This is a genomic window from Streptomyces sp. NPDC056948 (genome assembly GCF_042674225.1).
Lineage (GTDB): Bacteria > Actinomycetota > Actinomycetes > Streptomycetales > Streptomycetaceae > Streptomyces > Streptomyces purpurascens.
Window position 1 is genome coordinate 1 of sequence record NZ_JBHUQX010000547.1, and the last position, 4,992, is coordinate 4,992.

At 72.9% G+C, this 4,992-nt stretch carries 5 protein-coding genes; all 5 read right to left on the bottom strand.

Going from position 1 to position 4,992, the window contains the following annotated elements; translation table 11 throughout:
• Window positions 1–48: 48 nt before the first annotated feature.
• Window positions 49–1,113, bottom strand: coding sequence for a polyprenyl synthetase family protein (locus ACFTZL_RS40715; RefSeq protein WP_382594365.1), 1,065 nt, complete (start codon window positions 1,111–1,113; stop codon window positions 49–51).
• A gap of 77 nt (window positions 1,114–1,190) precedes the next feature.
• Window positions 1,191–2,603 carry a hydroxysqualene dehydroxylase HpnE gene (hpnE, locus tag ACFTZL_RS40720; protein WP_382594353.1) on the bottom strand — a complete coding sequence of 471 codons (1,413 nt, stop codon included), beginning with the start codon at window positions 2,601–2,603 and terminating at the stop codon, window positions 1,191–1,193.
• Window positions 2,600–2,965, bottom strand: a complete 366-nt coding sequence (locus ACFTZL_RS40725; RefSeq protein WP_382594356.1) for a DUF6380 family protein — start codon at window positions 2,963–2,965, stop codon at window positions 2,600–2,602. Before ACFTZL_RS40725 ends, hpnE begins: the two co-directional genes overlap by 4 nt.
• Window positions 2,962–3,912 (bottom strand): presqualene diphosphate synthase HpnD, encoded by a 951-nt coding sequence (gene hpnD, locus ACFTZL_RS40730; RefSeq protein ID WP_382594359.1) that lies wholly within the window; start codon window positions 3,910–3,912, stop codon window positions 2,962–2,964. The genes ACFTZL_RS40725 and hpnD overlap by 4 nt, the downstream gene beginning before the upstream one ends.
• Window positions 3,909–4,811, bottom strand: a complete 903-nt coding sequence (hpnC, locus tag ACFTZL_RS40735) for a squalene synthase HpnC (protein WP_382594362.1) — start codon at window positions 4,809–4,811, stop codon at window positions 3,909–3,911. Before hpnC ends, hpnD begins: the two co-directional genes overlap by 4 nt.
• Window positions 4,812–4,992 lie beyond the last annotated feature (181 nt).

Genomic DNA, 4,992 nt, shown 5'->3' on the forward strand with positions numbered 1-4,992 from the left:
TCGCGGCACCGGCCGGCGACTACGCGAGGGCTATTCGACCGATAGTGATCATCTCTTTCGTACGACGACGAAGTCGGCGAGCGCGGCGAACTGGTCCCGCACCCGGTCGGGCATGTCGACGGCGTCGAGGGCTTCGATGGCGATGGTGTGCTGACGGCGTGCCTCGTCGGCGGTCCACTCGCGGCCGCCCGCCTCCTCGATGAGGGCGGCGCGGGCCGCGAACTCCTCCTCGGAGAAGTTCTCGAAGTCGCTGCTCTTGGCGTCGGCGGCGAGGATCTCGCCGAGCCGCTCGGAGGCGGAGCCGCCCGCCGCGAGGGCGGCCACGACCGGCAGGGACTTCTTGCGCTGGCGCAGGTCGCTCCAGGTCTGCTTGCCGGTGGAGACCGGGTCGCCCCAGATGCCGAGGAGGTCGTCGACGGCCTGGAAGGCGAGGCCCAGGTGGTAGCCGTACTTCTCCAGCGTGTCGGCGGTGCGGTCGTCGGCGCCGCCGAGCACCGCGCCGATGGAGCTGGCGCAGGCGAGCAGGGCGCCTGTCTTGTTGCCCTCCATCTCCAGGCACTCCTCGACGGTGACGCGGTCGCGGTGCTCGTAGGAGATGTCCTGGGCCTGACCGTCGATCAGGGCGCGGCTGGCGGTGGTCAGACGGCGGGTGGCGCGGCCGGCCTCGACGGTGCCGAGTTCGAGGAGCACCTCGTTGGCGAGGGCGAACAGGGCGTCGCCGACCAGGATGGCCTGGGCGGGGCCGTGCACCTTCCAGACCGTGTCGCGGTGACGGCGCTGCTCGTCGCCGTCCATCAGGTCGTCGTGGAGGAGGGAGAAGTTGTGGACGAGTTCCACGGCGACGGCGCCGGGGATGCCGGTCTCGGGGGCGGCGGACATGACCTCGGCGGACAGCACCGCGAGGGCGGGGCGCACGGCCTTGCCGCCGTCCCCCGCCGTGGGCCTGCCCTGGGCGTCGATCCATCCGAAGTGGTAGGCGGCAACAGTGTCCATGGGAGGTGCCAGGCGGTCGATGGCCGCCCGCAGTACCGGCATGGCCAGGGTCCGACCGCGCTCCAGGAGCGCGGTCACGTCCACCGCGGTCTCTCGAGCGGCCTTCGAGGCCGGGGGCACAGTGGGCACAGTCTCTCCTCTTGTTGCGGTACCGGAGGTGCGGGGGCCGCCTGCCGTGTGGTGCTGGTGGTCGAGCATCACGCCGCCTCCTCGAACTCGAAGAGGTGGCGTGGGCGGGGCCGGCCCAGGGCGCCCAGCACGGCGTCCGCCGCGCCGACTCCACTGCGGACCGCACTCTCCATGGTCGCGGGCCACCCGGTGGCGGTCCACGCTCCGGCCAGGTAGAGGCCGGATGCCTTGGTGCGGGCGCCGGGCCTGAGGCGCCCGACGCCGGGGGTGGGAGCGAAGGTCGCGGTGCGCTCCCGGGTGACGAAGAAGTCCTGCACCTCGGCGCCGCGGGTCAGGGGCAGCAGCCGCTCCAGCTCGGGCAGGTACCGCTCGCGCAGCACGGCCACGGGCTCGTCGATCTCGTCCTGGGCCGCCGACTGGGACAGGGCGAGGTACTGCCCCTCGCGCAGCCCGGACGCCTCGGTCCGGTCGAAGACCCACTGCACCGGGGAGCCGAGTGCGGTGAAGAACGGCCGGGCGAGCACCTTCCGGTCGTACACCACGTGGACGTTGAGGATCGGCGCGGTGCCGATCTCCAGGAGGCGCTCGGGGGCGTCCAGGGCACCCTCGGGCAGCAGGTCGTAGGCCTCGCGCTGCGGTACGGCGAACACCACCGCGTCCGCCTCCAGCGTCTCGCCGGGAACCTGGACGCTCCATCCGCCGTCCACGTTCTCGGCGACGGAGGTGACTCGTGTACGGACCTCGGTGCGGACGCCCGCCGAGTCGAGGGCCTTGCGGGCCAGCCGGTCGTGCAGCTCGCCGAGCGGGACGTGCGCCCAGCCGATGTCGGCCGCGCCCGGGTCGGACAGCAGACCGGTCTTGAACACCATCGCGGCGAGCCCCAGGGAGGCGTCGCCCGCGACCGCGTTGAGGGTGGCGACCCCGACCAGATCCCACAGGGCCTCGACGGCGCGTGCCGACTGGCCGTGCGCGGCCAGCCAGCTTCCGAAGTCCTGCGTGTCCAGCGCCGGATCGGCGAGGTCGAGACCCTTGAGCGCGAGCGCGGCCCGGCCCACCTTGGCGCGGTCGGCGAGCGACAGGTGCGGGTAGGTGGCGAGGCTGCGCCCCAGATGCAGGGGCACGGGCAGCGCGTCACGCCGCAGCCTGCCGAGCCGGCGTCCCTCGGGCCGCGCGACGTCCAGGACGGGTACGTCGAGCCGGTCCTGCAGCGGAGCCAGCGCCGCGCCCTCGATGCGGTCGAGGAACCAGCGGTAGGCGGTGCAGCAGCGCAGGTACACATGCTGTCCGTTGTCGACGGTCAGATCGCCGCGCTGGAAGGAGAAGGCAAGTCCGCCGAGTCTCGGCCTGCCCTCCAGCAGCGTGACACGCACTCCGGCGTCGGCGAGCGCGAGCGCGGTGGTGATGCCGGCGAGCCCGCCGCCCACCACGACGGTGTGCCGCCCGTCCGCGACCGGCCCCTGGGACCGCGTGCCGTGGGTCATCGTGCACCCTCCCCTGCGCGGCGGCCGTGCGCCGAGAACGGTGCGGGACCGGCCGTCTCCGTCTGGGACGCGACGACGCGACGGAGGGTTGCGCACCGCTTGTCTCCGACGGTGTGGCGGAAGAGGGCGTCGTGGCCACGCCGGGTCGCCGGGCGGCGGAGTGTGGAAGACCCCGGCCGGGCTTCCCGGCAGGCGCGCGGGCCGCACGCCGAGGCGCGGATGCTGTCCGACCCGTGGCGGGCCTCCCAGCAGGTGTGCGGAGCACGCGCCGTGAGGTCGGTGCGGTCCGACCCGTCGCGGGTCCCACGGCCGGCGTGCGCCTCGTCGCCGCCGGACTCCTCCTGGCCCCGTTCCCTCGTCACGCACGCCTCCTGACGGCCCGTCGTGTCACATGCCGGGCGTCCAGGCCGGACAGGCCGCGTACGGCGACGTATGCCTTCTCCCGGCCGGGGAGGGAGACGCGGCCGCGCAGCACGGCCTCCGGGTCGCGCTCGATGCGGTCGAGGAGGCGGCGGTAGATGCCGGCCATGGCGGCGACACAGGCGCCGCTGCGCCGGTCGAGCATGGGGAGCAGCCGGTAGCCCTCGGCGAAAAGAGCGCGGGCCCGTCGCACTTCGAAGTGCACGAGGCCCGCGAAGTCGGAGCCCTCCGGTGGCCGCGGCCCGCTGAAGCCTGCCGAGCAGCCGAACTTGGCGAGGTCGTCGGCGGGCAGGTAGGTCCGCCCGCCCACGGCGTCCTCGCGGACGTCCCGCAGGATGTTGGTGAGCTGGAGCGCGAGCCCGAGCGTGTCGGCGTACTCGGGCGCGCGGTCGACGCCGCGCGCCCCCGGCTCCGTGCCGAACACACCGAGCGAGAGCCGCCCGATGGCGCCCGCGACACAGCGGCAGTAGACCTTCAGGTCGTCCCAGGTCTCGTAGGTCTCGCCGCGGACGTCCATCAGGACGCCGTCGATGAGCTCGTCCAGTCCGCCCAGCGGGATCGGGAAGGCCCCGGCGGCGTGCGTGAGCGCGACGGCGACGGGGTCGATGTCGTCCTCGCCGACCTCACCCTCACGGATCCGGGTGAGCAGCGCCCGGGTCTCCTCCATCCTCGCGACCTTGACGTCGTGGGCGAGCGCGCCGTCGCCGATGTCGTCGACCCGCCGCGAGAACGCGTACAGGGCCGACATCGCACGGCGCTGAGGCGTCGGCAGCAGCCGGATGCCGTAGGCGAAGTTACGGGCCTGCCGCCCGGTGACGGCCTCGCAGTAGCTGTAGGCGGCGAGTACCGGTGGGGACGCGTGTGGTTCCGACTCCACGGTCCGGATCACCCCTCTCCTCGCAGGGTCACGCCCACCTCACGCAGCAACCGGACCTTGCCGGGCTCGGGCGGGCCGGGAAGTACGTCGTATTCGGCGGCGGCGATCGCGTGGACCGTCGCCCTTCCTCCCGCCACGAACCCTGCGAGCAGCAGCTTCAACCTGCCGTGGACGCTACCCACCAGGGGGGCGCCTTCATTCAGGAGATCCCGGGCCCTTTGCGCTTCATACGCAATCAACGCACGGACCGACGCTCCGGCGGATTTCGTGGCGAGATCCGCCTCCTGGACGTGAAAACGCTTCATGTCGGCGGCGGGCAGGTAGATGCGGTCGCGGCCGAGGTCCTCGGCCACGTCCTGGAGGTGCTCGACGATCTGCAGGGCCGTGCAGATCATGTCGGAGCGACGGATCCGCTCGGGCGTCGAGGTGCCGGTGACGGAGAGGACGAGCCGGCCGACGGGGTTGGCCGAGAGCTCGCAGTAGGCGAGGAGGTCGTCGTAGGTCTCGTACCGGCTGACCAACTGGTCCTGGCGGTTGGCGGCGATCAGGCCGAGGAACGGCTCCGGGGTCAGCGAGCAGCGGCGGACGGTCGGCTGGAGGCGGCGCAGCAGGGGGTGGCGCGGGGTCGAGTCGAAGACTCGGCGCAGGTCGGCCTCGAAGGCGTCCAGCAGGACCAGCCGGTCCTCGGCGTCCTGCGGGGACACACCCAGCAGCCGGGCGTCGGCACCACCGGGGGCCAGGTCGCCGTCGCCGATGTCGTCGACCAGGCGGGCGAAGCCGTAGACGGCCATGAGGTCGGCGCGCCAGGCCCGGGGCAGGAAGAACGGGGCCACCGGGAAGTTCTCGCCAGCGGCCTTGTCGAGGGTGCCGCGCTCCGGATCGAGGGCGCGCGCCGTGCCGGTTCCCGTCACCGCCGGCTGCCCGGCGCGGGGACGGCACGTGCTGCGTGGAGCTGGGGAGTATCCGTAGCCATTGCCGTCACATCTCCCGTTCTACACTGCCGACCCAATACACACTATTTCGGACACGCCCGCCCAGTCGTCCGCACGGCTGCCCGACGGGCGGTGTCGCGCATTATCGCCCTGATTGCCG

Coding starts and splice junctions, on each gene's coding strand:
- hpnE (WP_382594353.1), bottom strand. CDS start 2,603: ATGACCCACGGCACGCGGTCCCAGGGGCCGGTCGCGGACGGGCGGCAC.